A 26,650-nucleotide genomic window follows, 5' to 3' on the forward strand; every position below is an offset into this window, starting at 1 on the left:
GATCACATCCTGTTCAGGTCTTGTCGGTGGAGGTGCAAGCGGGACACGTCGGTGATCCGGCCGCCTTCGCGGACCGCCTCGACCGGTGCCGGGTGGCCGAGGAAGGCCAGCAGGCTGGCGGACAGCCCGTAGGCGCCCACGTTGGGCACCGACACGAGGTCGCCGGGGCGCACCGCGGGCAGGCTCGCCGCGTGCGACCAGGTGTCCAACGGGGTGCACAGCGGCCCGGCGACGATCGCGCCGGTCAGCGGCTCGCCAACGCCCTCGGCGGCCAGCACGTCGGGGGTGATCGGCGGCAGTCTGCGCAGCCCGGACATGCCGCCCAGGTGGTTGATGCCCGACTCCAGCACCAGCACGTCCCTGCCGTGCGAGCGCTTGACGTCCAGCACCCGCGTGTAGAGCGTGCCGCTGGTGGCGACGAGGTGGCGCCCCGACTCGAAGGCCACGACGGGACTGCCCGCACGCCAACCGGGAAAGGTCTCGTCCAGCAGGTCGGCGATCCGCTCGGCCAGGCCGTCGAACCTGGGCAGCACGCCCGCCTTGGCGAACGGGGCGCCGAAGCCGCCGCCCAGGTCCAGCACCTGCACGGCGGTGCCGGTGGTCTCGGCGAGCCAGCGCGCGGTGCTCGCCGACTGCCGGAACTGCGCGAGCAGTGCGTCGGACTCGGTGAGGTTGGTGCCCATGTAGAGGTGGTACCCCGCCGGCAGGACGTGGTCCCTGGCGCCGAAGCGCTCGGGCTCGGCCAGCACCCAGTCCGCGTCGGCACCGAACTGCGAGGCCACCCCGGTCATCGTCAGGCCCTGGCCGGGCACCGGGCTCAGGTCGTTGACCCGAACCAGGCTGCGCACCGTGACACCCTGTGCGGCGGCGGCCGAATCGAGCTGATCAATCCCGTGTGGACTGTCCACTGAGAACAGTCGAATCCCGGACTTGACGGCCTCGGTGACGTCCTGGTCGCGCTTGCCGGGGCCGGTGTAGAGCACCTCGGCGGCGGGGAAGCCCGCGTCCAGCGCGGTGGCCAGCTCGCCGGGCGAGCAGACCTCCGCGTGGCAGCCCTGCTCGCGCAGCGCGGAGACGACCGCCGGGTGCGGGTTCGCCTTGAAGGAGTAGTAGATCCGGGTCGGCTCGGGCAGCGCGGCACGCAGGGCGGCCGCGCAGCGGCGCACCTCGTCCAGGTCGTAGACGTAGGCCGGGGTCTCCAGGTCAGCCAGCACGGGTCACCCTCACCAACTCGGCGCGGTCGACCTTGCCGTTGCGGGTCAACGGAAGTGCCGCCACCACGTGGCAGGTGCGCGGGATCTTGAACTCCTCCAGCTCGGCACGCAGCCCGGCGAGCACCTCATGCGGCGCCAGCTCGGACACCACGACGAGCGTGGCCCCGTGCTCCTCGGCACCCGGCGGCAACACCGCCGCGGCGTCCACTCCGGACACTCGGTGAGCCGCGGCCTCGACCTCGGTCACGCTGACCCGGAACCCGTGCTCCTTGTACTGGTCGTCACGGCGACCCGCGAAGTACAGGTAGCCATCCTTGTCCAGCCAGCCGAAGTCGCCGGTGCGCAGGACGGGGAAAAGCCCTTGCTGGCGCGGGAACCGCTGCTCGGTGAGTTCGGGCCGCCGCCAGTAGCCAGCCATCACGTTGGGGCCGCGCACCACGATCTCGCCGACCTCCCCGGCCGGGAGCCGCCCGCCCGCGGGGTCCACGGCGTAGACCTCCGTGCCGGGCAGCGCCACGCCGCACGCGCCCGGCCGGTTCAGGTCCTCGTCCACCGGCATGATCGTCGCCCGCTTGCACTCGGTGAGCCCGAACATCAGTTGCACGCGCAGCCCTGGGATGCGCGCCCGCAGGGTGGCCAGCACGGTGTCGGGCATGGCGGCCCCGGTGTTGGTCAGCAACCGGATCGCCGGGGCCTTGGCCGTGGGCCGGGCCAGCATCGCCGCCAGGCCGCGGGCCAGCGCGGGCACGGCGGGCAGCACCGTGGCCCCGCAGGCGGCGAGCTTGCCGAGCAGTTGCGGACCGGCGTCCGAGGCGGAGCCCAGTTCGACGCGCGCCCCGGACAGGGCGCCGAGGAACAGCTGGTACATGCCGTAGTCGAAGGCCAGCGGCAGCGCGCAGTACACGACGTCCTCGGGCCGGTACCGCAGCCGCGACTGGATCGCCCTGGCGGCGAAGGTCACCTGGGCGTGCGTGGAGACGACGGCCTTGGGCGCACCGGTGCTGCCCGAGGTGTAGATCAGGCAGATCGGGTCGACGGTCAGCGGCGACGCGGGCAGCTCGTCCGGGACCGCGCCCGATCCGACCACAGTGGACAGCTCGGCGGGGTCCACGACGAGCGCGGGCTCGCAGTCGTCGACGACGTGCTGCACCGCCGAGGCCGGGGCCGTGTCGTGGATCAGGCTGAACACTGCCCCGACTCGCGAGCAGCCGTAGAGCAGCGCGGGTACCTCGACCGAGGGCGGCAGCGCGGCGAGGACCCGGTCGCCACGGCGAACCCCTTTGTCCAGCAACCACTTGGCCACGCGGAGCCCGGCCAGGTCCAGCTCGGCGAAGGTCAGCGCGTCCTCGCCCCGGCTGATGGCAATCGCGTCCGGGCGGGTCGTGTCGATTAGCTCGTGCAGCAGCATCACGCCTCCCCAGCCACGAACAGGCGGCACAGGCTGGCCGGGTCGCGCAGGTTCTGCGCGGTCAGCGCGCGCGGGTCCACCTGCATCCCGAGCCGGTCCTCGACGCGGTTGATCACGTCCACGAGCTTGAACGAGTTGTAGCCGGGCAGGTCGCGCAGTGTCCCGTCAGCGGGCACGGCGTCCAGGCGCAGCACGGAGCACAGCGCCTCGTTGACGGTGCTGCGCACGAACAGGTCCTGGGCCAGCGCCACATCGCCGTGCAGTAGGCGGTGCAGTTCCGTGTCGATCGGCGCGGTCAGCGGCCCGCCGCGTTGAGCCCGTCGCATCGCGACGTAGGTCTGCGCCGCGAACGACAGCCAGTCCTGCGCCTGCCGCTCGGCGGCCTCCGCGGGCAGCCCCACGCTGGCCAGCCACGCCGCGTGCAGCAGCCGGGAGCGGCCGATCACCCATACGTCCAGCACGAGCTGGGGCAGATCCTCGTTGCAGCCCTGGACGTACGCCTCGATCGCGGGCACGGCCCCGGTCATGGCGGCGGCGTTGGCGGCCACCACGGCAGCCGGGTCCAGCTTGGTCGGCCGCACCTCCAGCGTGAACGCCGTAGCCCTCGGCAGGGGCGTGTCACCGATCTTCCACACCCCGGGCCGGACGGCGCCCCACTGCGTGTCGTTGTGGTACGCATCGGCCACAGTGGATGGTCCGAGCAGCAGGAACGAGTGCTCCATGTGCTGCTGGCCCGCGTAAGGCACCCACGGCAGTTCGTACGCGTCGGCCACGACGTAGAGCACGGGGTGCTGCTCGGCGAGGTCCCGCACGTCGGCGTCGTCCCAGCGCTGTACGACCTCGGCGCCCACCTGTTCGGCAGCCTCGGACAGCCGTGTGTCCATTGTGGAGTCGACAGGAAAGCGCAGTGCGGAGCCCAGTGCCAGGTGCGTGCCGCTGCCGCCCTGCTGATCGGCCAGCACGGCCAGGTTGGCCTGAATGCAGTCCAGCGCCTCGGCACGCAGCCCGCGCAGGATCGGCGTGAACACGCCGTGGCGGGTCTCGGTCGGTGTCATCAGTTCACCTCGACGAGGGTGTTGTCGACCCGGGTCAGCGCGGCCGTGGCCAGCTCGACGGCTTCGGGGTCGGCGGCCAGGTCGGTGAGCTGCCCGGCGAGCAGTTGGTCGTACGCGGCCAGGTCCAGCAACCCGTGCCCGCTCACACACACCAGCACGCCACGGCCGCCGCGGTGCTTGGCGTCGCGCCCGGTGACCACCGAGGCCGCTGCCGCCAGTGCGTGCCCGGACTCGGGCGCGGGCACGATCAGCTCGCTGCCCGCGAACGCGCGGCCCGCCTCCAGCGCCGCCCGCTGGCCTACGGCGGTGGCGGCGATCTGCCCCCGGTGGCGCATGGCGGACAACAGCTTCGCGGCCCCGTGGAAGCGCAGCCCGGCCGAGTGGGACGCGGGGATCGAGTACTGGCTGCCGATGGTGTACATGGCTTCCATCGGGCCGGTGCCCGTCGCGTCGGTCAGGTCATAGGCGTAGACACCGCGGGTCAGCTTGGGCGTGGAGCTGGACTCGGCGGCGAGCAGGGTCGGCCCCTGGTCGTCACCGGAGAAGAACGGCAGCGCGATACCACCGAAGTTCGAGCCCGCGCCCACGCAACCGATCACCGTGTCCACCTCGGCGTCCAGAGTGGACAGCTGCTCGATCGCCTCCTGCCCGATCACCGACTGGTGCAGGATGCTGTAGTTCTCCCCGCTGCCGATGCAGAACGCGCGCCCCGCACCGGCCTTCGCGTACTCCACTGCCTCACCGATGGCCAGGGCCAGGCTGTTGCCCCCGCCCTGGTGACCGATCTCGGTGAGCCCGCTCGGGCTGGCGTGCACCTGCGCGCCGAGCAGCCGCATCAGGCTGCCCCGGTACGGCTTGTCGCGCAGGCTGCCGCCGACCATGAACACCGTGCAGGACAGGCCGAACGCCGCGCAGGCCGCCGCGAGCGCGGTGCCCCACTGGCCTGCCCCGGTGCCGGTGACCAGCTCGCGCACCCCGGCCCGCTGGTAGTAGTACGCCTGGGCCAGCGCGGTGTTGAGCTTGTGACTGCCGGAGATGTTGCCGCCCTCGTACTTGACGTACACCGGCACCTCGGCGCCGATGGCCCGCTCGAAGGCGGTCGCCCGCCACAGCGGGGTCGGCCGGTACCGGCGGTACTGCTCGGCCACCGGCTCCGGGATGTCCCAGTACTCCCGCGCGGACACGCTCTGCCGGATCAGCTCCAGCGGCACCGACGGGGTGAGCGGGCCGTTCGCGCTCGGCGGGGTCAGGTCCGGCGGCAGTTCGTACCCCAGGCGCGGCAACACACTGCGCCACCTCATGACTGCTCCCCCACCGCGAGCAGCACGACCCCGGTCAGGTCGGCCACGGTGTGGAAGGTCCGCCCGGTGAACAGGTCGTCGGGCAGGGTCACGTCCAGCTCGTCCTCCAGGCGCACCAACATGCCGAGGAACCCGAGCGAGTTGACCTTGAGCAGGTCCCCGTTGAGCGGTTCGGCGTCGGGGATCTCGTGCGGGGCCAGCGACAGCCGCGACTCCAGCGCGACGATGCGCTTCACGGCGTCGTTGACCTCGGCCCGACGGGCTTGGGTAGGCGTCACGACGCGCTCCCCCTCTCCTTGCCACGGACCGTTCCGTGGCCCTCGATGACCCAGCTGTAGGTCAGCAGCGCGGACAGGTCCACCGGTCCCCTGGTGTGCAACCTGCCGGTGCTGATGGAGATCTCCGGTCCCAGCCCCATGGTCGGGCCGTCGTGCAACCGCAGCGATCCGTTGACCACCAGGGCCGCCGCGTCCACGGTGTCCAGGAACTCCTGCACCACCAAGGGGTCCTCGCTGACGATGCCCTCGGTGTGCTTCGAGCCGTGCTGGCGGATGTGCGCGGTGGCCTGCGCGAGGTCGGCCACCGGCCGGACCCCCAGCGAGCGGTCCAGGAACTCGCGGCCGTCGTCGCGGGCCGACAGCTCACTGACCTGTTCGCCGGGCACCAGCAGGGCCGGGTCCAGGCGCAGCTCGAACTCCTCGCCCAGCGCCAGCAACTCCGTCACGACCTGAGCCGCGATGTCCTGGTGCGCAAGGACCATCTCCAGCGTGTTGCACGCGGTGGGCTCGGTCAGCTTGCTGTCAACGGCGATGCGGGCGGCCACCGCGGGATCGGCGCTGGAGTCCACGTAGAGGTGGTTGACCCCGCCGCCGCTGGCGATCACCGGGATGGTGGAGGCCGTGCGGCAGTAGTCGATCAGCGAGGCGCTGCCGCGCGGAATCAGCGCGTCGATGGCGTCGTGCCGCTTGAGCAGCTCGCGGACCAGCCTGCGGTCCCCGTCGGTGAGCACGGACACCATGCCCTCGGGCAGACCGGCCGCGCGGGCGGCGTTCGCGGCCAGCTCACCGAGCTTGGCGTTGGTGGCCGCGATCTCCGAGCCCCCGCGCAGGATCACCGCGTTGCCCACGGCCACGGCCAGCAGCGCGCCCTCCACCGTCACGGTGGGCCGGGCCTCGTAGATCATCAGCAGCACGCCGAGCGGCTTGGGCTTGCGCCGCACCACGCTCTGCCCGAACGCGGGCGTACCGGGTGAACAGGCAGTCACGGCGGGCAGCGCCTTGCGGGTCTGCTCGGCCAGCTCCAGCAGCGGAGCCAGGTGCTGGTAGCCCAGCTGGAGCCGGTCGATCAGCGGCTCGCCGAGCCCGCGCTGGCGGGCCAGCGCGATGTCCTCGGCGTTGGCGGCCAGCACCGCGTCCCAGTTGGCGGTCAGCTGCCGGGCCAGCTCCGTGCAGTAGGAGTCGTAGCGCTCGTCGCCGGGTGCGGGCGCCGTGTCGCGTGCGGCGCTCGTCGCGGCCAGGATCTCGGTCACCACATGTACTGCCCACCATCCACGATGATCTTCTGGCCGGTCAGGTACGCGCTGCGCGGGCTCACCAGGTACTCCAGGGCGTCGGCCACGTCCTCGGTGCCGCCGATGCGGCGCAGCGGGATCTCGCCGAGGACCTGGGCGCGGGCCTGGGGGTCGTGCAACCGGAAGCGGGTGACCAGCTCCTCGGTCTCGGTCATGCCGGGGATCAGGCAGTTGACCCGGATCCGGGGCGCGAGCTCCAGTGCGAGGCACTTGGTCAGTTGCAGCAGGCCCGCCTTGCTGGCGCAGTAGTTGGCGCCGTTGAGCCGCGGGCGCATCCCGGTGGTGGCACCTACGGTGACGATCACACCCTGCTGCCCGGACTCGACCATCGCCGGGGCGAGCGCCCTGGTGAGGTAGAAGACCCCGGACAGGTTGGTGTCCAGCACCCCGTGCCAGTCCTCCTCGCTCATCTCCAGGAACGGCCGGTCGATGTTGCGGCCCGCGTTGTGCACCAGCACCGTCGGCACACCGTGCTCGGCGAGGACCTGGTGGGCCGCGGCCCGCACGGCCCCGGAGTCGGCGAGGTCGGCCCGCAGCACGTGCAGCGACTCCTCGCGCACCGCCTCGGCCGCGGCGTCATCGCCGCGGTACAGGGCGACCACCCGGTGGCCCAGTTTGATCAGCCGATGGCTCAGCGCCAGCCCGATGCCCCGGGTCCCGCCGCTGACCACGGCCAGTGGCCCGGTCACCACGCCTCCTCGAACTCGGCGATCTGGTCGATCAGCTCGGGCAGCCGCCCGGCGTCGAACACCTCGTAGTGGCCCGCGCCCAGCCGCGCGGTGCGCAGGTTCGGGGCCAGTGCCCGCCAGCCCCGGACCGCCTCCTCGCGCCAGCCCTCGTCCGGCTGGCACATCAGCAGCAGCACGGGCCCGTCGTAGCCGACCGAGGTCTTGTGCTCGGCCAGCGCGTCGAGCTGGGCGTCCACTGTGGACAAGACGCGGTCCCGCGTGCCGGGATCGGGGTTGGGCCCCAACATGCCGGTGATGCTCGAACGCAGCTCCACCCGGCTGTCCTCGCTGGCCTGCCACGGGCAGGGCGCGCTGTCGATGATCACCAGCGGCGGCCGGTGCGGCAGCCGGGTGCACAGCTCCCAGCCGACCACCCCGCCCAGCGACCAGCCGATCACCAGCTCGGGCTGGATCCCGGACTGCTCCAGTACGGCCGCCGCCGCGTCGCCCATCTCGGCGACCGAGGTCTCCGGCAGTTCCTCGGGCATCAGCCCGGCCGCGCGGAAGGCGTGCACGTTGCGCTGCTCGCCCAGGGCGGCGGCCAGTCGGAGGTAGGGCTCCAGCCCGCCGCCCAGTCCGGGCAGCAGCACACAACTGGGCCGGTTCTTCTTGCGCACCAAGGGGATCAGCCGCGAGGGCGAGACGGTGGCCATCACGCCCCCGCCAGGGCCGTGCGCACCAGACCCGCCAGCGTGGCCACGGTCGGCGAGCTGAAGAAGTCGACCACCGGCACCGGAACCCCGTAGCGCTCCTGCACCTGCGCCAGCGCCGTGAAGATGTTCAGCGAGTGCGCGCCGTAGGCCATCACCGGCCGGTCCCGCAGCACCGAGTCCACGCCCAGCACCTCGGCCCAGATCCCGGCCAGCTCCGCCTCCAGCGCGTCCTGGTAGTCCGCGGGCGCCGCGGCCGAGTCGATCCGGCGCTCGGTCACCAGCTCGTCGGCCAGTGCCACCAGTGCGTCCAGATCCGTTTTGCCAGTGGGAGTTGTCGGCACCCTGTCCAGGTCGAAGATCCAGGTGGGCACCATGTACTCCGGCAGCGCCTCGGCCAGCTTGGCCCGCAACGCCTCGTGGTCCACCGGCCCCTCACCGAGCACGAACAGCGCCAGCTCGCGGTCGACCCCGCTGCCCCTGGCCACGGCCACCGCCTCCAGCACCCCGTCCACCGCCGTGGCCACGGTCTGGATCTCCCCCAGCTCCACCCGGTACCCGCGGATCTTCACCTGGGTGTCCTCGCGGCCCAGGAAGACCAGCACCCCGTCGGGTTCGCGCACCACGCGGTCCCCGGTGCGGTAGGCCGTGCCCCCGTCGAACCGGTCGGCCACGAAGCGTTCGGCGGTGATCTGCGGGTCGTTGACGTAGCCCTCGGCCGGGCAGTCCCCGCCGAGGTACAGCTCACCGGGCACACCGACCGGGGCGAGGTGGCCGGTGACGTCAACGACGTAGGCGGCCACGTTCGGGTAGGGCAGGCCGATCGGCACGTGCGGCGGCCACTGCTCGTCCCGGGCGGACAGCCGGTGGCTGGTCACCGCGTGCGTCTCGGTGGGCCCGTACAGGTTCACCAGCGTGCAGTGCGGGTGCGCCACGAAGAACTCGCGGATCTCTTCGTCCACCAGCAACTGCTCGCCGGAGACGCACAGGTACCGCAACGCGGGCAGGCTCACCTGGTTGGCCTTGGCGCACTGCACCAGCGGGCGCAGCGCAGCCACCGGCAGGTACACGTGGGTGACGGCCGTGTCGGCGATACGTCGCAACATGGCGGGGAAATCGCGCCGGTCGGCCGGTTCGCGGGAAACCACCGTGCCCCCGCACAGCAGGGTCGGCAGGATCTCCTGGTACGACACGTCGAACCCGAGCGGGGCGTACTGGAGGAACCGCGTCTGGCGGCCCATCCGCAGCGCGGCGTGCTGCCAGCCGGTGAGGTTGAGCAGCGGCCCGTGGCCCATCTGCACGCCCTTGGGCTGGCCGGTGGACCCGGAGGTGAACATGACGTACACCGGGCTGTCGGCGCTGGCCAGCGAGCTGGTGTCGGTGCCGCCTTCAGCGAGTTCAGCCATGTTCAGCACGGTCAAGTCGGGCACCAGCGGGGCGCCGAGCACCGTGCGGCAGCCCGCCTTGTCCGCCATGTACGCCAGGCGCTCCGTGGGCAGCCCGGAGTCCAGCGGCAGGAACACGGCGCCACGGCGCAGGATCGCCATGATCGCGACCACGGTGTCGGCGAGGGTGTCCAGGGCCAGGCCGACCACGTCGCCGGGGCCGATGCCGTGCGCGGCCAACCCCGCCGCCGCGGTGGTCGCCGCCGCGGCCAACTCCGCGTAGGTGAGCCGGTTGTGCGGGTCCTCGATGGCCACCGCCTGGGGCGTGGCCGCCACGGACTGCTCGAACCACTGGCTCAGCGTGGCGGCCTCGACCCTGGCGGGCTGGCCGTCGGTACGCAGGCTCTCCGCCAGCGGGGCGTCCTCGAACAGTTCGGCCAGGGTGCGTGAGCCGTCGGCCACGGCACGGCGCAGAGCGGTGCGCAAGGAGTCCAGCAGGCCGTCGGCCACCGCGGGCGAGATCAGCTCGCGGTCGTACTCCAGCTCCAGCTGCCAGCGGCCGTCGATCGGGGTCGCCCCCAGCCACAGGTCGAACTTGGCGGTGCCGTTGCCCGGTTCGCGGACCCGGACGACGGCCTGCGCCGTGGCCGGGTCGAAGGTGTCCTGCATCGCCAACATGGCGGAGAACAAGGGGTTTCGGTTGCTGGAGCGGTCCGGCTGGGCGTGCTCCACGAGCTGGTTGAAGCTGACGTCCACGTGGGAGCGGCAGAAGTCGATCGCGGGCCGCACGTGCTCGGCCAGGTGCTCGTCCACGGTGCGCGCCCAGTCCACGTCCACGGTGACCGGCAACGTGTTGACGAAGAACCCGCACAGATCGAAGGCGCCGATCGTGCGCCGGGCCATGAACGGGCTGCCCACCAGCACCTTGGACACCGCGCCGTGCCGGGCCAGCACCGCGCCGTAGACCCCGCTGAGCAGCACGAAGGAGGTGACGCCCAGTCGCTTGCAGGTCTGGGTGAAGCGGGCCGACTCGGCCTCGTCCAGCCGCCACGCGACCCGCGCACCGGTGAAGGCGGTCTGCGTGGGGCGGTTCGGGCGCGGTTGCAGCACCAGCGGCGGGACCTCGCGCAGCGCGGCGGCCCACTGCTTGGCGCGTTCGGTGGTGCGGTCCTGGGCGGCGACCCGGTTCTGCGCCTGGAGTTCCTTGCGCAGCGCGGTTTCGCGCTCGACCTGCTTGGCCGCGATCGCCTCCCCGGCCAACCGCCCGGTGAACAGGGCCTCCAGGTCGCGCACGATCGGGCCCATGGACACGCCGTCACCGACGATGTGGTGGCCGACCAGCAGGATGGTCGCCGCGCTGTTGTCGGTGGCCCGCACCGTGCCGAAGCGGTACGCCGGGCCCGTGGCCAGGTCGAAGGCCATCGGCCCGAGCTCGCGGGCCAGCGCGGCCACCGCCTCGGGGTAGTCCTGCGGGGGCACGTCGAGGTGGGTCAGGGGGAAGCCCTCGGCCGTGGGCGGCGCGGTGAGCCGGGCGTGGATCGCGGGCAGCGCTGTGAAGACCTGGCGCAGCGCGGGCTGCACGGCCACCAGCGCCAGCAGCGCGGGCCCGACCGCCTCGGCGGGCACCGCCGCCGGGTCCAGGTCGAACTGGATGATCTGGTTGTACAGGTGCTTGGCGGCCACGCGGCTGTCCAGCACCAGCAGTCCCTTCTGGGACTCGGTGATGGCCAGGTCGGCCTGCTGTTCGGTCAGCACGACGCGGCCCCGTCCACCACGGCCAGGTCGCCAAGCCAGGCCTTCAGGTCGCCGACCACGCGCAGCTCGGCCAGTCGGGTCGCGTCGATCTCCGCGTCGTCGTCGGCGGCCACCTCCACCGCCAGCCGCAGCAGGGACAGCGACTCCAGGCCCACCTCCAGCAGCGGCGTGCTGTCGTCGAAGGCCCCGGTGGCGTACTTGCCGATCGTGGCGTCAAGGTCCAGTGGTGCGGTCATGGCTGTATCTCCGCCTTCTAATCCGATCCCGGCGCCGGAGAGCATCTCCGCGGCCGATGTTTTCTCGATGTTTTCTGGATGCAGCCGCGGTGTACCGAACGGGTCACTCCGCCGATCGCAGTAATGGGTCAAGGCCGTCACGCTTCGGATTCACGCGTTCGCAGAAACAGAAACAGATTGCCTGTTCTACTCCACCCGCCTGCCCATTCACACAGCGCCGACCTGGGGCCTTACCCCGTTCAGCGGATGACACAACCGCAGGTCGACGTTCCAGCGCCAGCTCGGAATCCATTCATGAACACAGCAGGTCTGCCCCGTTGTACAACGGGGTTGGACGAACACACCCGCGCCGAGAAGAAACAGCGGTCGCACAGTGTGATTGATCGGTCACCAAGAGATCGGTACTAGACGAATGGTTGTTGACCAGGAATAGTTGCGGCACGTCCCGCGAATGGGAACATCGCACGTACGGGCCTGTAGAGCTGCTGCGAGGCTGGGGTATGGAGAATCACCGATGACTATCTCTGAGGTCGGCTTGGATAATTCGGTCGCCGCCGCCGTCGCGGAATTCGCGGGCAGCCAGCCGTACCGGGGAGTCGCCGCGCCGTGGGTGCGCGACAACCCGTACCGGCGGCCGCTGGACGCGGGCAGGCTGGCCCGGCTGGACCTGAGCACGCCGCTGCGGGAGGACCAGTTCGCCGCCGACGAGAGCCTGATGGCCAACCGCTTCCTGATGAACGTCTACGAGAGCGGGGCCCTGTTCCTGCCCGAGGACGGCCTGCGCGGCAAGGAACGCGACTTCGAGGCCTTCTACTCCACCCAGAACCGGCTGCTCGCCGACCGCGCGCGCCACGACGTGGAGCACTACGCGCTGAGCTTCCTGGACACCAGCGTGCGGGTGAACGGCGACTGGGACATGGCCGCCACCGAGGCGCACCTGGAGGCCACGATCACCGAGGCGGTCACCGCCGAGCGCACGATCCTCAGGGCGATCGAGGCGGCCCCGGACCGCAGGCGGGCCGCGGAGACGCTGATCGCGCAGATGGCGCTGGACGGGCTGACCGAGGCCACCGCCATGTCGCAGAACCTCGGTGGGGCCTTCGGTCCCGAGCAGAGCGAGCTGTTCAAGATCTTCATCGACGAGTTCGGCTACGGGGTCTTCGACGCCAAGCACAGCAAGCTGTTCACCGACCTGTGCGCCAGCGCGGACATGTCGACCAGGGCGCACCACTACTGGTTCTACTACCTGCCCAGCTCGATCGCGGTGAACAACTACTTCTACTGGGTCACCCAGAACCGCACCGGATTCTTCCGCTACATCGGCGCGATGGCCTTGCTGGAGGCCACCTTCGCCCCGTACTTCGCGCAGCTGGCGAAGACCCTGCGCGTGGTCTACGGCGAGGACGTGGACACCCGCTACTGCGACGAGCACGCGCACATCGACCAGCACCACGGGCGCATGGCAGTGCACGACCTGCTGCTGCCGCTGGCCCGCAAGCACGGGCCGGTCGCCACGCACGGGCTGATCCGCGGGGTCGAGGAGATCCGGCTGCTGGGTGTGCTGGCGGACAACGACCTGCTCGCCCAGTTGCAGTGGGATCCCAGCACGCACACCGCCGAGGGGGACGCCGCCCGCACGGGCGTGGTCAGCGACCTCGGGCCGGCCAGCTTCTTCGAGACGCGGATGGCCGCGGGCGAGACCACGGTCAGCGTGCTCAGCGGGGTGGTCGACCTGTACCGCAGCCCCACCGGCGATCCCTTGCAGGTCAAGCAGGGTGAGGCCGTGACCGTCCCCAGTGGACGGTTGTACGGGCTGCGTGCCGAGTCCGACGCGAGCATCGCGGTCAGCGACCGGTGAGCGCCGCGGTCCGCGTGGAACTCACCTGGCCGCGGCACAACGTCGTGGTGGTGGGCGAGCAGCGCTACTTCGGGCTGGAACGCGACGGTGCGGTGCACCTGATCGCCAGCCGCTGCCCGCACCGGGGCGGCCCGCTGCACCTGGGTGAGGTCGAGGGCAACGGCCTGCGCTGCCCCTGGCACGGCAACAGCTTCCGGGTGGACCGGTTGTGCACGCGCGGCGTGTCCACCGTCCAACGGGGCCCGCACGTGATCGCGTACCTGCCCGACGGCGGTGCGGACCCGGTGGCCACCAACACAATGGTCCTAGCTCAGTGAGGATGCCGTGCAGCAGCAAGTGGATGTGATGCCCCCCAGCAGACCCGCACGGGTCCCGGCGATGGACACCGAGGACCTGGTGCAGACCCTGCTCGCCCGCGGCCGCGTGTCGATGGACCGCCAGGACTACGGCAGCGCGGCCGACTACTTCGGGCTGGCCGAGCGGCTGGCCGAGGGCAGTGACTCGCTGCCATCGCTGCTGCTCAACCGGGCGGTGCGCAAGCTGGTGCCGCGCTGGCACTTCGCGATGCTCAACGACGTGGAGCGCAACCAGGCCTACCACGACGCGATCATGGCCTCGGTGCGCCCTGGCGACCTGGTGCTGGACATCGGCACCGGCAGCGGGCTGCTGGCCCTGCTCGCGGCCAGGGCCGGTGCCGCGCAGGTCGTCACCTGCGAGGTGGAACCGCTGATCGCCACCGTGGCCGAGCAGATCGTGCGGGCCAACGGGTTCGACACGCGGATCACCGTGGTCAACAAGGCCTCCACCGACCTGCGGCTGGGCGTCGACCTGCCGCGCAGGGCCGACGTGCTGGTCACCGAGATCTTCGACTGCGCCCTGCTCGGCGAGAACGCGCTGCCCACGCTGGAGCACGCCCGTGAGGAGCTGCTGGTCGCCGAACCGCGCATCGTGCCGGGCCGCGGCAGGCTGTGGGGCCAGCTGGTGTCCAGCGACCGGCTGCGCTCGCACAACCACGTGTCCACCGCGTGCGGGTTCGACGTCAGCGGGTTCAACAACCTGCGCTCGATGGAGTACTTCTCCACCTACCTGCACAACTACCCGCACCTGGCGCTGACCGAACCCTTCCCGCTGCTGGACGTGGACTTCGGCGCCGACTGCCCGCCCAACCGCGAACTGGTCAAGGCACTGCCCACAGTGGACGGTGACTGCGACGCGATCGCCATCTGGTTCGAGCTGGACCTGGGCGCGGGCGTGACCCTGTCCAACAGCCCGCTGCACCCGGACACGCACTGGCGGCAGGCCGTGCAGACCTTCGCCGCCCCGCTGCGCTGCGAGGCGGGCATCCCGGTCCCGCTGCACGTGTTCCACGACCGCGAGCGGGTCTGCGTGGGCACCGACCGGGAGGTGCGCACCCCATGACCGAAGCCGAACCGGTGACCGCCGAGGTGGGCCGCCGCAACGAGTGGCTGCTGGTGCTGTTCACCGGCACCACCAACATCGCCGACGCGGTGACCAAGGTGGTACTGCCGCTGCTGGCCGTGCAACTGACCAGCTCGCCCGCGCTGGTGTCCGGGGTGGTGATCGCGCTGACCCTGCCCTGGCTGCTGACCGCGCTGCACATCGGCGTGTTCGTGGACCGGCACAACCGGCGCTCGCTGATGATCGGGGCGGAGACCGCGCGCATGGTCTCGGTCGCCGTGCTGCTGCTCGCGGTGCTGCTGAACCTGGTCAGCCTGCCGCTGATCTACCTGGTCGCGCTGGTACTCGGTGTGGCCGAGGTGGTGGCGCTGATCTCCGGGGCCTCCATCGTGCCCTCCGCCGTGCCGCGCAGCCGCTGGCAGTCGGTGACCGCGCGGATCACCGCCGTGGAGTACCTGTGCAACAGCTTCCTGGGCGCCCCGGTCGGCGGCTTCCTGGTCGCCGCCGGGTTCGCCATCGCGCTGGGCAGCACCGGGCTGGTGTACGTGGCCGGCGCCCTGCTGCTGGTGCTGCTGACCGGCAACTTCGCCGTCAGCAAGGTGTCCGAGCGCAAGTCGGTGCACGTGGAGATCCGCGACGGCCTGGCCTTCCTGTGGCAGCACAAGCTGTTGCGCGGCATGTCCTTCCTGATCACCGTGATGGCCGGGTGCTGGGCGGCCTGGCTCGCACTGATCCCGGTCTACGCCACCGGCCCGCTCGGCCTGGACTCCCAGCGCTACGGCCTGCTGCTGACCTGCCTCGGCGCGGGCGGCGTGGTCGGCACCGTGCTCACCGGCCCGGCCAACCGGCTGCTGGGCAGGCGCTGGGCGATGTTCGTGGACATCGTGGGCTCCTTCGCGCTGGTGGCCGCCCCCGCGGTGCTGCCAGCCACGGCCGACAGCGCGTGGGTGATCGGCGCGGCGGCCTTCGTCGCCGGGGCGGGCGGTACCATGTGGACGGTCAACTCGCGGGTGATCGCGCAGTCCTGTGTGCCGCAGAACCTGTTGGGGCGGTTCAGCTCCGCCAGCCGGTTGATCTCCTGGGGCATGACCCCGGTGGCCGCCGCGCTGGCCGGGGTGCTCGCGCAGGTGCTCGGCTACCAGCTGGCGTTCGGCCTGTTCGCCGTGGTGTGCGCCCTGCTGGTGATCCCGTTCCTGCGCGTCGTCACCACGGGCGCGATCGCGGATGTGGACAAGCCGGTCGAGGTGAGCGCCTCGTGAACCCCGAGGGCACCCTGCACACGTGGTTCCGGGACACCGTGGAGCGGTTCCCCGAGGCCACCGCCCTGGAGGTCGGCGAGCACGTGCTGTCCTACCGGGAACTGTCCACTGTGGCCGATCGACTGGCCGCGCGGATCGTGCGCGAGGCCGGTGGCGTGCCCGGCGCGGTCGGGCTGCTGACCCTGCGCAGCCTCGCCGCGTACGCCGGGTACCTGGCGGCGCTGCGGCTGGGCGCCGGGGTCGTGCCGCTCAACCCGACCTTCCCCGCCGAGCGCAACCGCACCATGTGCCAGTCGGCCGGGGTGTCGGTGGTGCTGGTCGACGACGAGGGCGCACCGCACGCCGGGGCCGCGCTGGCCGGTACCGGCATGACCGAGGTCCGGCTGCTGGCGGACGACTGGCTGGCGGCGCTGCCCGAGCCCTGGCAGGAGCCGTACACCGGCACCGCGGAGGACGTGGCCTACACCCTGTTCACCTCCGGCTCCACCGGTACGCCCAAGGGGGTGCCGATCCGGCACCGCAACCTGCGCGACTACCTGGCGCACTGCGTGAGCCGGTACGGGGCCGGGCCGGGATCCCGTCTGTCCCAAGCGTTCGCGATGACCTTCGACCCGTCCGTGTTCGACATGTTCGTGGCCTGGACCTCGGGTGCGGCCCTGGTCGTGCCGCGCTCGGACGAGGTGATGGTGCCGATCCGGTTCGTCGTCGACAGGCAGATCACGCACTGGTTCTCCGTGCCCTCGGTGATCTCCTTCTCGCGCAGGCTGCACGCCCTGGAGCCCGGCTCCATGCCCAGCCTGCGGTGGAGCCTGTTCGCCGGTGAACAGCTCACCCTGGACCAGGCGCGGGACTGGCTGGTGGCCGCGGCGAACAGCACCGTGGAGAACATCTACGGGCCGACCGAGCTGACGATCACCTGCGTCGGCTACCGGCTGCCCGCCGACCAGCAACAGTGGCCGGAGACCTCCAACGGGACCGTGCCGATCGGCACCGTCTACGAGCACCTGGACGGCGTGCTGCTCACCCCGGAGGGCCAGGCGACCGAGGACGGGGAGCTGTGCGTGCGCGGCAGCCAGCGGTTCGACGGCTACCTGGATCCGGCGCACGACCCGAACCGGTTCGTGCGGTACGAGGGCGGTACCGCCGAGGTGCTGGCGGGCACGCCGGAAACCCGGGACTGGTACCGGACCGGGGACCGGGTGCGGCTGGAGGACGGGGCCCTGGTGCACCTCGGGCGGCTGGACGACCAGGTCAAGATCCGCGGGTACCGTATCGAGCTCGCCGAGGTCGAGTCGGTGCTGCGTGGCTGCGCGGGCGTGCGGGAGGTGGTCGTGCTGGCCATTCCCGGCCGGGGCGAGGACCTGGAACTGCACGCGATCTACACCGGTGAGCGGCTCGGCGAGGCCGAGCTGACCGCGGCGGTGCGCCGCAGGCTGCCGGAGTACATGACACCGCAGAGCTTCCTGCACGTGACCGGGTTCCCGATCAACCCGAGCGGGAAGGTGGACCGACGCAGGCTGGCCGCCGAGATCCGGCAGTGAGCTTGGTGCTTCGTCGCTAGGGGGCGAGATGAGGCTGCGCATACTGGGACCGGTCGAGTACCTCGACGGTGGCGAGTGGTCCCCGATCGCCTCGGCCAAGCAGCGCGCGCTGCTGGCCACGCTGGTGCTGCACGCCAACCAGGTGGTGCCGGTGGACCGGTTGCTGGCCGAGCTGTGGCCGGACCGGGCCCCGGCCTCGGCCAGCGGGCTGCTCGCGGGCTACGTGTGGCGGCTGCGCAAGCAGTTGACCGGCACCGTGTTGCAGACCCGCGCCCCCGGCTACCAGCTGCTGGTGCCGCAGGGAATGCTGGACGTGCACGAGTACGACCGGCTCGTGGCGCAGGGGAGGGCCAGCGCCGCCGAGGGCGACCTGTCCGCGGCCGCGAGCTCGTTCGGCCGCGCGCTGGCGATCTGGCGGGACGTGCCGCTGGCCGACGTGCCGCTGAGCCCCGCGGTCATGGCCGAACGCGCCCGGCTGGAGGAGTCGCAGCTGGCGGTGATCGAGGCGCGGATCGGCGCGCAGATCGGGCTGGGCCAGCACGAGGCACTGTTGCCGGAGCTGAAGCAGCTGGTGGCCCAGTTCCCGCTGCGGGAACGGCTGCACGCCCACCTCATGCTCGTGCTCTACCGCTGCGGGCACCAGGCCGACGCGCTCGGCGCGTACCGGGACCTGCGGCGGCTGCTCGTCGGCGAGCTGGGCATCGAACCCAGCAAGCCGCTGCGCGAACTGCACCAGCGCATCCTCGTCGAGGATCCGGAGCTGGTGCGGGGTCGCGAGCCCGCACGCCCCAAGCCGGTGGAGGTGGTCCGGCCGCTGCCGACCGTGCACGGGGTCGTCGGGCACACGGCCGAACTCGACGCCGTGGTGTCACTGCTGAGCGGCGGCGAACAGGTGTGCGCCGTACACGGGCTCGCCGGTGCGGGCAAGACGACCCTGCTGCTGCGGGCCGCCCACGCGCTGGCCCCGCACTTCCCCGACGGGCAGGTGTACCTCGACGTACGGGGTTCGGCCGCCGACCGGGCGATGCGGCCCGAGGAGGTGGTCGATGCGGTGCGCAGGCTCAGTGGTTCCGCGCAGCGCGTGCTGGTCGTGCTCGACGACGTGGGCGATCCCGAGCAGGTACGGCCGCTGCTGGACCCGGCTCCCGGTAGCGCCCTGTTGATCGGCGGGCGTCTCGCCCTCGACTCAGTCGGCCCGCGCGGACATGTCCACTTGGGACGGATGACCGCCGACACCGCGCTGAGCCTGCTGCGCTCCGCGCTCGGGCCCGTGCGCGTCGACGCCGAGCGGGCCGCTGCCTCGGAGGTGGCGCGGCTGTGCGAGTACTCCCCACTGGCACTCGGTTTGGCCGCCGCCAGGCTCGCCACCCGCCCCGAATGGCGGCTGCACGAGTTCGCCGCCCGCCTCGCCGACCCACGCCGCCGCCTCGACCTGCTCGCCCACGGCGGCCACAGTGTGCGCGCCAGCCTGCACGCCGGGGTGCGGCTGCTGCACCGGTGGGCGGATCGCTCCGCCATCACCGCCCTGAGCCTGCTCGGCGTGCTCGACCTGCCTGTCGTGTCCGAGCATGTGCTTGCCGCCCTGCTCGGTGAGCATGTCGAGCGCGCCGAGGCTGTCGTCGACCGGTTGGTGGACGCCGGTTTGGTGGAGCGCCTGCGTATCGACAGCTACCGGATCCCCGACATGGTCCGGCTTGTCGCCCGCGAACAGCAACCGTCCGATGTGGACGCTGAGGCCGCTGTGTCGCGCGTGGTCCGGCACTATGTCGGTCTGGTCGAGGCCCAGTTGGAGCTGCTGGGTGAGCCCTCCGCCACGGCGCGCGGACTCGCCTGGTACCGCAGGGAACTCGGCACCCTGCGGGCCCTGAGCATGCGGGACTGCACCGATGCGTTGCACAAGGCCGTGGACGAACTGCGCTGGTCCCTGTCGCACGGTCGCCCCCGGGTTGGTTGACGGGCCGCCCGCCTTCCGATCCGTCGCTCACGGCGGGTCCGGTTCCGCGATGGCCTTCGCCCGGGTCTCGTACTCGAACCCCAGCGGCGTGATCCACCGTCGAATCCCATCCGCATCCCGCTCGAACCGGTACCTGCCGATCGTCTTCAGGTAATGGTGCACATCGCAGAACGGCCCGAGATTCCGCTCATCCGTCGCACCGCCCGAGGCAAAACCTCGCGCATGATCGATCTCGCATTCCGCCACCGGCCGCAGACAGCCCGGCGCCTGACAGACCCAGTCCCGCACCATCACAAAATCCCGCAACGCCTTCGGCGGACGATACCGTTTCCGACCGACACCAATCGGCATGCCGACTTTATCGGTGAGCACTTTACGCCAGTCGCCCTGCGCGGCGATTTCACGAGCCAAGTTCGCGTCAACGTATCCGACACCCGCGATATATCCAGGATCGGTGGTCAACCCGAGCAGTGTCCGCGCGGACACGGTCACATCAGTCCGCACCGTCACCGGCCGACCCGATCCCAGCACCCGATCGACGAACACATCGGCCTGCTTCTCGCCCCAGGACCGACCGTCCTCCGGCAGCGTCTCAGCGTCGGCGTTGACCTGGTCGAAGATCCGCCGTGCTTCCACGGCGTCCAGGTAGGCGATCAGTTCCGCCATGCCATCAGGCATCGACCGGTACCGCACTTCGGACCGTTTCACCGCCTTGACGTGCCGAACCTCAGCTCCCGACGGATCAACCAGACACACCAGCCGCCCAACCTCGACCTTCAACTCCCTGGAGTTCAGTTCGGCGGCACCGGTCAGCCGGGCATCCACCCGACGAGCCTTCACTGGGTCCAGGTTCTCGGTCAGCTTCCGCACCACCTCGAACCGGTCCAGATCCAGCAACCCGTCCCGCATCAACCCAGCCAACACCGGCAACCGCTCCATTGCCACCGCCTGCTCCTGAAGCCGACGAGCCCTCCCGAGCGGAATGCGCAGCAACAACGCGATCTCATGCGGATCACCGATCTCAGCGGCACAGCAGAGCAGATCGAATTCGACGGACGCGAGGCGCTTCCACGCCTCCAGCATCCGCTCCGCGATCTTCCGCTGCCCCATGCCACCATTCTACGCCGAATTGAGCGCACGAATGAGTGAATCCTCAGGGGTGGTTTTTCCTGGGTGGCGATGGGCTTACGCTCGTCGGCGAGATCGGGGCGGCATTCCACGCCCCAACTACCCCGATCACAGCCCATCGCCAGGGCCCCAGGACAAACCACCCCGAAACCACATTGCGACTCACCCCGCCCACCGATAGCACACGAACGTCGCGACCAGCGCCACCTGGAACGCCCCGCCGCACACCAGCAGCCCGTACACCGGGTACCGCCAGGACGGCCGCCGCCCGACCAGTTCGGCGAGCGCGATGTAGATCGTGATGCAGGGCAACAGGTAGCGGTACACCGAGATCAGGTTGCTGTTCAGCGTGAACATGACGATCGACGCGAACCCGAAGGCCGCCAACGGCACCGCGGCCGACCGCCGCACCACCAGCAGGTAGACCGAGCTGGCCGCGGTCACGGCCAGGTAGGGCAGCGGCAGCAGCCGGTCGGTGAAGGTCCGCACGTAGACCTGGTCCACACCGGTCAGCTCACGCCACAGCTGCCGGACCTGGTCGAGGATCGTGCCGGGGAAGTTCAGGTTGAACACGTGGTACGCCCAGTCAGGACCCTTGTGGTACGCGGTGAACATGCCGAGCGCGTCGCCGGTCACGGCGTGCAGGAACAAGGCGTACAGCCCGAGCCCGGCCAGGCCGACGGGGAACCACAGCAGGTTCCAGCTCAGCAGCGCGCGGGGTCTCCACTGACCGGCACGCCAGAACTCCAGGAAGCACAGGCCCAGGAACAGCACGGCGGTGACCCGCGTGGCCATCATCGGGATCATGCACAGGGCCATGGCCCGCCACTGCCTGCGCAGCGCGAACAGGTAGGCCCAGAAAGCGAAGGCGACGAACACGGCCTCGCTGTAGAACATGTGCAGGAAGAAGGCCGCGGGCGCGGCGAGGAAGGCCAGCAGCGCGAGCCTGCGCTCGTGCGGACCGTCCACGTGGTACCGCACGATCTTGACCAGCGCGGTCACGGCCAGCCAGCTGGACACCGTGTTGACGACCAGGCCGGAGACGAGCAGACCGGCCGTGCCCAGGCTCAACCAGTTGACCAGCAGCACGGCCAACGGGAACACCGGGTAGAACACGGGTTCCTGGGCGCGGAACTGGTACCAGTGCAGGACGATGTCCCGGAACCAGCCGGAGTCCCAGCGGTAGGTGTGCGTGAGCAGGTTCGCCCCGGCGGGCGCCACGTCCCCGGTGTACTTGCCGCCGACGCCGAGCATCCGCTCCATCAGCACCCCGAGCAGGGTCATCGCCAGCTGCCAGCACAGGACGTGGACGAGCACCCGGCCGAAGTCCCCGCGCAGCAGCTCCGAGACCGTCTTGTGCTGCCGTCGGGGCAGGGCTGTACTGGTCACCGCACCGATGCTGCCAGCGCAAACACCCTGCCAGCCCGTGACTGTGAAGTTCTGTACACGGCAGCGATCCCGTGCAACCGGCGGCCTCGCTGAGCCCCTGTCATGCCGTGTGAGCCTGCTTCGGTTGCACGGAAAGCTTGTCAAGTCCCGTGACCCGAGACTGCCCCAGAGCACCACGCATCGGCGGCAGCGAGTGCTTCCGAGTAGCTGGGCACCACGGTCAGCCCTAGGGTGATCACCCTCCGAGAGAAGGGACAAAGATGTCTCCCGGAACGGACTCCTCCACTGTGGTCGCCAGGGCGCGGCACAGCAGGAGGAACATCGGGATCTGGTTCTTCGGCGCGCTGGGCGGCATCCTCTGGGGCTACGACACAGGAGTGATCTCCGGTGCCCTGCTCTACATCAAGGACGACATCCCGCTGAGCCCGATCGTGCAGGGCACAGTCGTGTCGGGACTGCTGGCGGGCTCGATGCTGGGCGCGGGTCTGGCGGGCAAGCTCGCCGACTCCCTTGGCCGCAGAAAGATGATCCTCTCCTCGGGCGTGGTCTTCACGGTCGGCACACTGGGCGCCGCGCTGGCGGGCAACGCGGAGTTCCTGGTCGCGTTCCGCTTCATCATGGGTGTGGGTGTCGGCATCGCCTCGGTGGTCGTGCCGATGTACCTGTCGGAGCTCGCACCCAAGGAGGCCAGGGGCAAGCTCACCTCACTCATGCAGCTCCTGGTGACCGTGGGCATCCTGGTCGCCTACGCCACCGACTACGCGCTGGCCGACGCGGGGGCGTGGCGCTGGATGATCGGCCTGGGCGTGCTGCCCGCGGTGCTGCTCATGATCGGTATCTACACCCAGCCGGAGAGCCCGCGCTGGCTGGCGGTCAACAAGGGCAGCGCGGACGAGGCCAAGAAGGTGCTGACCTCGTTGCGCGGTGACGAGCAGGCCGCCAACTCCGAGCTCGCCGAGATCCAGGCCAGCGCGCGCAAGGAGGCCGAACAGGCCGAGCCGCTGCAACTGCGCATGCTGGTCAAGGGGCGGCTGCGCCCGCTGTTCGTCGTGGGCATGCTGCTGGTGTTCTTCCAGAACTTCGTGGGCATCAACACGATCATCTACTACGCGCCGACCCTGCTCACCAACGTGGGTTTCAGTGCCAACGGGGCGATCCTGGCCAACGTGGGCATCGGCGCGATCAACATGGTGATGACCCTGCCCGCGATGCGGCTCATCGACCAGGTGGGGCGGCGCCCGCTGCTGCTCTACGGTGCGCTGGGCATGTGCGGGGCGATGGTCCTGCTCGCCGCGGTGAACCTGGCCGGGCTGTCCACCGGGCCGCTGCTGCTGGGGCTCACCCTGCTCGGCATCGCGGTCTACATCGCCTCGTTCTCGGTGTCCTGGGGACCGGTGCAGTGGGTGGCCCTGCCGGAACTGTTCCCGCTGAGCGTACGGGCCGGGGCGGTCGGGCTCTGCGTGACCTTCAACTGGCTGTTCAACCTGTTGGTGGCACTGGTGTTCCCCGCGCTGCTGGACAAGTTCGGCGCGGGCCTGAACTTCCTGTTCTTCGCGGTGATGACGGGCTTGGCGTTCCTGTTCGTCAAGAAGCTGATGCCGGAGACGAAGGGCCGCAGCCTGGAGGACATCGGCCAGGAACTGGTCTACGGGCACTGACGAACTCGTGTGGCGCGCACCCGGGGTGCGCGCCACACGTGTGTCAGCGCCGCAACTGGTACGGCCGCTGGTACGGGCCGGGCTTGAACTCGGTGAACCGCGGGGTCGCGGTGGGGTCGGCGGCGCGGGCGCGGGCGTTCATGGCGGCGGCCCCGGTGTCGCCCCAGCGGCCGGAGTCCAGTCGCTGTTCGAGCGCCTTGAGCCCGGCGAGCACCTCGGGCAGCGCGAAGGCGCAGTGCCCTGGACCGTCCACATTGGTCTGACGCAGCAGCGGGCTGTCACCCGAGTACTGGCGGTACGCCTGCTCCCCCTCGATCGGGACCAGCCCGTCGCCGGTGGTGTGCAGGGTGATCTGCGGCTTGGTCAGCCGTCCGGTCAGCGCGGAGGAGCGGGCCAGTAGCTCCTTGGCCGCGGGGTTGGCGGAGATCCGCGGGGCAGCCGCCAGCGCGTCCAGGTCACCGTGTAGGGACAGCCCGGCAGCGGAGTAGAGCTGGCCGACCTCCTCGGCGACCCGCGACTGGCCCAGCAGCCTGCGGTAGTCCACGCCGGTGTTCCACGAGGGGTTGCCGCCCAGGTTGCCCTCGGTGTCCTGGCGGGCGGCGGTGTCGATCGCGGCGATCACCGTGGACACGAACTGGAACTGGTTGACCTCGGCCGCCGCCGCGTCACCGGGCGCGGGCCTGGTCTGGCTGGGGTCGTTGTAGCCCGGCACGTCGTACAGTGCGGCGGCCAGCGCGATGCGGGCCCTGCCCTCGGGCGTGGCCTGGGCCGCGGTGACGGCTTTGGCCAGCTGCCGCATCGCGGCCAGCCCGTCGGCGCGGTCGGTGTAGTCCACCAGCTTGAGCTCGGGCGCGATCAGCGTGCGCAGCGCGAAGCTGACGTCCAGCATGGAGTTGAAGATGCCCGGTCCGCCCATCACCGCACCGCACAGCGACACCGAGCCGTCCAGCAGGGAGCCGTAGTCCTCGTTCAGCTTGGTGGTGATCAGCCCGCCCATCGAGCCGCCCCAGGCGATGGTCCGCTTGGGCCTGCCGAACCGCTGCTGGAACGCGGCCAGCGTGGCGACCTGGTCGGGCACCGCGGTGGCCACGACCCAGCCCGCGGTCACGTACGAGGAGCCGATCAGCGCGTAGCCCTGGTCCAGCAGGGCCTGCGTGGCGCCGGTCGGCGCGTTCTGCGCGGGGTTGGGCGGAGTCGGCGTCTCCGGGGTGAAGTTCAGCCCGTGGCTCCACAGCAACACCGTGCCGTTCCAGCGCGCGGGCACGTCCATCACGTAGGTCGAGCCGTCGTTGAGCGATCCGGTGACGTGGGCGGGTCCTTCGGCTGCCTGCGCGGGCACGGCCAGCGCGAGGAGCAGGCCGAGCACGGCGAGGATCTGTTTCACAGCTGCTCCGGGGTGTCGATGCCCAACAACGCCAAGCCGAGCGTGAGCACGCGCGAGGTCAGCTGGGCCAGCGCGAGCCGGGACAGCTGGGTGCGGTCGTCGGGCGCTTTCAGGATGGGGCAATTCTCGTAGAAGGCCGAGAACGCCGCAGCCGTTTCATACAGGTAGGTGCACAACTTGTGCGGGGCGAACTCCTCGGTGGCGGCGGCCAGCGCGGCGGGCAGTTGCAGGAGCTTGACCACCAGCGCGCGCTCGGCGGCGGCGTGCAGCACCACCTCGGTGCCCTCGGGCGCGGACCTGCCCGCCCTGCCGATGATCGACAGCACCCGGGTGTTGGCGTACTGGAGGTACACGGAGGTGTTGCCCTCCATGGCCAGCATCCGGTCCCAGGCGAACACGTAGTCCTTGACCCGGTCGTTGGACAGGTCGGCGTACTTCACCGCGCCGATGCCGACCGCCCGCGCGACCTCGGCCCGCTGCCGCTCGTCCAGCTCGGTGCGCTCGGCGACCACGGCGGCGGCCCGGTCCACGGCCTCCCGCAGTAGGTCCACCAGCTTGATCGTGCTGCCCGCGCGGGTGCGCAGCATCTGCCCGTCCGAGCCGAGCACCGAGCCGAAGCCGATGTGCACGGCCCGGTGCGCCTGGTCCAGCCACCCGGCCTGCTCGCTGGCCTTGAACACCATCTGGAAGTGCTGCGCCTGCGGGGATCCCACCACGTAGAGCAGGTCGGTGGCCTGCCGGTCGCGGGTCCAGTACCGCACGGTGGCCAGGTCGGTGCTGGCGTAGCCGTAGCCCCCGTCGCTCTTGCGCGCGATCAGCGGCAGCCGGTCGCCCTCGCGGTTGCTGAAGCCGGGCGGGAACACGCACACCGCCCCGTCGCTGAGCTCGGTGAGCCCCTTGGCCTCCAGCTCCGCGATGGTGTCGGCCAGGAACGGGTTGTAGAAGCTCTCCCCGTAGTAGTCCTCGGCGGTCAGCTTCACACCGAGCAACTGGTAGACCTGCGCGAAGTGGCGCTCGGACTCGCCGACCAGCTCGCGCCACAGCCCCAGCGTGGCCTCGTCCCCGCTCTGCAGCGCGACGACCCGGCGCCTGGCCCGCTCGGCGAAGTCCTGGTCGGCGTCGAACTTCTTGCGCGCCGCCTGGTAGAAGCTGTTCAGGTCGCTGATCGAGTGCTCGCCGCCGGCGGCCCAGCCCTCGTCGACCAGGTGCTCGATGAGCATGCCGAACGGGGTGCCCCAGTCGCCAAGGTGGTTGTGCCGGATCACCTCGTGCCCGGCGAACTCCAGCATGCGCACGATGGCGTCACCGATGATCGAGGACCGCAGGTGGCCGACGTGCATCTCCTTGGCCACGTTCGGGCTGCCGTAGTCGATGGCGTAGCGACGTGGCCGCGGCGCGCTGCGCACGCCCAGCCGGGGGTCGGCCAACAGCCCGGTCGCCCACTGCTGCAACCACTCCCGGCGCAGCGTGAAGTTGACGAAGCCCGGACCGGCCACCTCCGGCGGTTCCACGAGATCGGCGGCGTCCAGGTGCGTCACGATCAGCTCGGCCACCTCGCGCGGCGCGCGGCCCACCCGCTTGGCCAGGCTCATCGCGGCGTTGCACTGGTAGTCGGCGCCTCGCCCGGCGGCCGAGGGGCGGATCAGCGCCTGCTCCGCGGTGATCTCCACGTCCAGCGCGGTGCGCAGTGCCGCCGCGACCCTGCCGCCCAACTCCAGCCCGACATCCCCGGTGAACACCGACCGACCTCCAGTAGTC

The 26,650-nt window shown here is 70.8% G+C and carries 21 protein-coding genes; 7 read left to right on the forward strand and 14 right to left on the reverse strand.

The genetic code is table 11. The annotated features are described in order from the left end of the window. Positions 1-2: 2 nt before the first annotated feature. The 10 genes from KALB_RS30600 to KALB_RS30645 are packed head-to-tail and all read right to left on the reverse strand — an operon-like array spanning position 3 to position 11,302. Positions 3-1,214 (reverse strand): type III PLP-dependent enzyme domain-containing protein, encoded by a 1,212-nt coding sequence (locus KALB_RS30600; protein ID WP_201771841.1) that lies wholly within the window; start codon positions 1,212-1,214, stop codon positions 3-5. After that, positions 1,204-2,622 (reverse strand): class I adenylate-forming enzyme family protein, encoded by a 1,419-nt coding sequence (locus KALB_RS30605; protein WP_042220970.1) that lies wholly within the window; start codon positions 2,620-2,622, stop codon positions 1,204-1,206. The genes KALB_RS30600 and KALB_RS30605 overlap by 11 nt, the downstream gene beginning before the upstream one ends. Next, positions 2,622-3,677, reverse strand: a complete 1,056-nt coding sequence (locus KALB_RS30610; protein ID WP_030109948.1) for an acyl carrier protein — start codon at positions 3,675-3,677, stop codon at positions 2,622-2,624. Before KALB_RS30610 ends, KALB_RS30605 begins: the two co-directional genes overlap by 1 nt. Next, entirely contained in the window at positions 3,677-4,978 is a 1,302-nt protein-coding gene (locus tag KALB_RS30615; protein WP_042220972.1) for a TrpB-like pyridoxal phosphate-dependent enzyme, read from the reverse strand. The genes KALB_RS30610 and KALB_RS30615 overlap by 1 nt, the downstream gene beginning before the upstream one ends. After that, on the reverse strand, positions 4,975-5,256 hold the full coding sequence (locus KALB_RS30620) for an acyl carrier protein (RefSeq protein ID WP_030108178.1): 282 nt from the start codon (positions 5,254-5,256) through the stop codon (positions 4,975-4,977). Before KALB_RS30620 ends, KALB_RS30615 begins: the two co-directional genes overlap by 4 nt. After that, positions 5,253-6,506, reverse strand: a complete 1,254-nt coding sequence (locus tag KALB_RS30625) for a glutamate-5-semialdehyde dehydrogenase (protein ID WP_081789989.1) — start codon at positions 6,504-6,506, stop codon at positions 5,253-5,255. Before KALB_RS30625 ends, KALB_RS30620 begins: the two co-directional genes overlap by 4 nt. Next, complete coding sequence (locus KALB_RS30630) at positions 6,503-7,237, reverse strand: SDR family NAD(P)-dependent oxidoreductase (RefSeq protein ID WP_042220973.1); 735 nt, start codon at positions 7,235-7,237, stop codon at positions 6,503-6,505. The genes KALB_RS30625 and KALB_RS30630 overlap by 4 nt, the downstream gene beginning before the upstream one ends. Continuing rightward, positions 7,234-7,929: an alpha/beta fold hydrolase gene (locus tag KALB_RS30635; RefSeq protein ID WP_025359495.1), complete on the reverse strand. Its 696-nt coding sequence runs from the start codon at positions 7,927-7,929 to the stop codon at positions 7,234-7,236. The genes KALB_RS30630 and KALB_RS30635 overlap by 4 nt, the downstream gene beginning before the upstream one ends. Further along, complete coding sequence (locus KALB_RS30640) at positions 7,929-11,066, reverse strand: non-ribosomal peptide synthetase (RefSeq protein WP_025359496.1); 3,138 nt, start codon at positions 11,064-11,066, stop codon at positions 7,929-7,931. The genes KALB_RS30635 and KALB_RS30640 overlap by 1 nt, the downstream gene beginning before the upstream one ends. Beyond that, on the reverse strand, positions 11,060-11,302 hold the full coding sequence (locus KALB_RS30645; protein ID WP_025359497.1) for a phosphopantetheine-binding protein: 243 nt from the start codon (positions 11,300-11,302) through the stop codon (positions 11,060-11,062). The genes KALB_RS30640 and KALB_RS30645 overlap by 7 nt, the downstream gene beginning before the upstream one ends. A gap of 514 nt (positions 11,303-11,816) precedes the next feature. Here KALB_RS30645 and KALB_RS30650 point away from each other — a divergent pair. Genes KALB_RS30650 through KALB_RS30675 form a run of 6 tightly spaced genes read left to right on the forward strand, consistent with a single transcriptional unit; the run spans position 11,817 to position 19,333 of the window. Continuing rightward, on the forward strand, positions 11,817-13,160 hold the full coding sequence (locus KALB_RS30650) for an iron-containing redox enzyme family protein (protein ID WP_025359498.1): 1,344 nt from the start codon (positions 11,817-11,819) through the stop codon (positions 13,158-13,160). Further along, a complete protein-coding gene (locus tag KALB_RS44420) occupies positions 13,157-13,477 on the forward strand; it encodes a Rieske (2Fe-2S) protein (protein WP_025359499.1) in 321 nt (106 codons plus the stop codon). Before KALB_RS30650 ends, KALB_RS44420 begins: the two co-directional genes overlap by 4 nt. Positions 13,478-13,505: 28 nt before the next feature. Beyond that, positions 13,506-14,579: a class I SAM-dependent methyltransferase gene (locus tag KALB_RS30660; RefSeq protein WP_148309719.1), complete on the forward strand. Its 1,074-nt coding sequence runs from the start codon at positions 13,506-13,508 to the stop codon at positions 14,577-14,579. After that, entirely contained in the window at positions 14,576-15,838 is a 1,263-nt protein-coding gene (locus tag KALB_RS30665) for an MFS transporter (RefSeq protein ID WP_025359501.1), read from the forward strand. Before KALB_RS30660 ends, KALB_RS30665 begins: the two co-directional genes overlap by 4 nt. After that, positions 15,835-17,379 carry an amino acid adenylation domain-containing protein gene (locus KALB_RS30670; RefSeq protein ID WP_025359502.1) on the forward strand — a complete coding sequence of 515 codons (1,545 nt, stop codon included), beginning with the start codon at positions 15,835-15,837 and terminating at the stop codon, positions 17,377-17,379. The genes KALB_RS30665 and KALB_RS30670 overlap by 4 nt, the downstream gene beginning before the upstream one ends. Positions 17,380-17,407: 28 nt before the next feature. Next, a complete protein-coding gene (locus tag KALB_RS30675) occupies positions 17,408-19,333 on the forward strand; it encodes an AfsR/SARP family transcriptional regulator (RefSeq protein WP_025359503.1) in 1,926 nt (641 codons plus the stop codon). A gap of 27 nt (positions 19,334-19,360) precedes the next feature. On the opposite strand, the gene KALB_RS30680 is transcribed toward KALB_RS30675, so the two are convergent. Then, a complete protein-coding gene (locus tag KALB_RS30680) occupies positions 19,361-20,443 on the reverse strand; it encodes an HNH endonuclease signature motif containing protein (RefSeq protein ID WP_025359504.1) in 1,083 nt (360 codons plus the stop codon). 180 nt (positions 20,444-20,623) lie between these two features. Beyond that, entirely contained in the window at positions 20,624-21,850 is a 1,227-nt protein-coding gene (locus KALB_RS30685) for a mannosyltransferase family protein (protein ID WP_025359505.1), read from the reverse strand. A 260-nt stretch (positions 21,851-22,110) separates the two neighbouring features. Between KALB_RS30685 and KALB_RS30690 the strand changes: the two genes are divergently transcribed. Further along, entirely contained in the window at positions 22,111-23,508 is a 1,398-nt protein-coding gene (locus KALB_RS30690; protein ID WP_042220975.1) for a sugar porter family MFS transporter, read from the forward strand. A gap of 43 nt (positions 23,509-23,551) precedes the next feature. On the opposite strand, the gene KALB_RS30695 is transcribed toward KALB_RS30690, so the two are convergent. Next, entirely contained in the window at positions 23,552-24,892 is a 1,341-nt protein-coding gene (locus tag KALB_RS30695) for a hypothetical protein (protein WP_025359507.1), read from the reverse strand. Beyond that, positions 24,889-26,631: an arginine--tRNA ligase gene (gene argS / locus KALB_RS30700; RefSeq protein ID WP_025359508.1), complete on the reverse strand. Its 1,743-nt coding sequence runs from the start codon at positions 26,629-26,631 to the stop codon at positions 24,889-24,891. Before argS ends, KALB_RS30695 begins: the two co-directional genes overlap by 4 nt. Positions 26,632-26,650 lie beyond the last annotated feature (19 nt).

Source organism: Kutzneria viridogrisea DSM 43870, assembly GCF_000525635.1.
GTDB classification, from domain to species: domain Bacteria; phylum Actinomycetota; class Actinomycetes; order Mycobacteriales; family Pseudonocardiaceae; genus Kutzneria; species Kutzneria viridogrisea.